The organism is Microcystis sp. M53598_WE2 (genome assembly GCF_030067735.1).
Classification (GTDB): Bacteria; Cyanobacteriota; Cyanobacteriia; order Cyanobacteriales; family Microcystaceae; genus Microcystis; species Microcystis aeruginosa.
Genome location: NZ_JASJFE010000525.1, coordinates 1 through 1,549, shown reverse-complemented (window position 1 = coordinate 1,549; position 1,549 = coordinate 1). Strand labels below are relative to the sequence as shown.

Genomic DNA, 1,549 nt, shown 5'->3' with positions numbered 1-1,549 from the left:
GGTGAGGGGACAATAATCGAAAAAATTGCCCGATAAATTAAGTATTCCCTGTAACCTAGCCCAAAAAAGCTGCTATTTAGGGACGCTATAGGGTAAGATTAACTATTAGGGTGGAGTTTATTGCCGATTTTAATCTTGTCCTAAGCGAGCAAAATTGACAATTGAATCTGTAATTTTAAAAATATCTATCCCGTCAATCTCATCTAACCACAAATGCTTAAAATTTTAGTTGATGGTACACCGATAAGACAAAATCCTAGTGGAATTGGATTATATGCTTATCACCTGATTGCCGAATTAGCTAAATTACAAAACCAAGAAAACTTTTCCCTGTCCCTCTGTTTTCAACCATCGGTAAAAAACTGGCTGCGGGGTAATCTTTCTATCCCCGAAAAACTGCAATCCTATCCAGAGGTTAAATGTTTACCAATTCCCGTCAGTCTTAGCAATATCTTAACCCGATTTCCTAATCCTCTAATTCCCTATCTAGAAAACTTTCTTGATTCTCCCGATATTCTCCACGGATTGGATCATGTGGTGTATCCTTGTCGTCAGAGTCGTAAAGTTATGACTATTCATGATGTTACTTTTATTAAATATCCTGAGTTTGTCACGGGGATTGTCAAAACCTACACCCAACGGATTAAACAATGTCTAAAATGGACTGATTTAGTCATTGCTAACTCCGCAAGTACCAAACGAGATATTATTGAATATTTAGATGTGAACCCAGAGAAAATTTTTGTTACTCCCCTCGCAAGTCGTTATTCTTCTCTCCCCAATTATCCCTCATCTCTAACCATCACTAAACCCTATTTACTCTTTGTTAGTACCCTAGAACCAAGAAAAAATATTATTAATCTTATCAGTGCTTTTAACTATCTCAAGGACAGGTATAAATTAGACCATAATCTGATTCTGATTGGCAAAAAAGGATGGAAGTATGAACCAATTTTCGAGAAAATATCTCAGTCTCCCTTTCGAGATAGTATTCAACATCTTGATTATCTTGCCGATGACTTAGTTGCGGATTATTATCAAAAAGCCGATGTTTTTGTCTATCCTTCCTTTTATGAAGGTTTTGGATTACCAGTTTTAGAAGCGATGACTTTAGGTTGTCCCGTGGTAACTGCTAATACTGCATCCTTACCCGAAGTCACGGGAGACTCGGCAATATTAATTAATCCCGATAATCCCCTAGAAATTGCTGCGGCAATCTATCAGGTGATTAGTGATACCTCTCTCCGTCAAGAATTAATCACTAAAGGAAAAAAACAAGCGGCAAAATTCTCTTGGCAAAAAACCGCACAAGCTACTATAAAAGCTTATCGTTCTCTTTTATAATAAGTAAGTATTTATAATTAAATTGAAGATGGATCCCCCCTTAATCCCCCCTTGATAAGGGGGGTGCTGATCACCCCTTAATCTTCCCTTGATAAGGGGGGTGTCTGACAACTTTTAACACCTACCTACTTAACTAGCTAATATCTATGAATAGGAATCATCAATTATTAATCAATCTCGCTTTTCTCGGTACTAAATATACTGG

The 1,549-nt window shown here is 37.1% G+C and carries 1 protein-coding gene; it reads left to right on the top strand.

All coding sequences use genetic code 11. The features are described 5' to 3' along the window. Positions 1-213: 213 nt before the first annotated feature. Entirely contained in the window at positions 214-1,344 is a 1,131-nt protein-coding gene (locus tag PX636_RS10660) for a glycosyltransferase family 4 protein (RefSeq protein WP_288117118.1), read from the top strand. Positions 1,345-1,549: the final 205 nt, after the last annotated feature.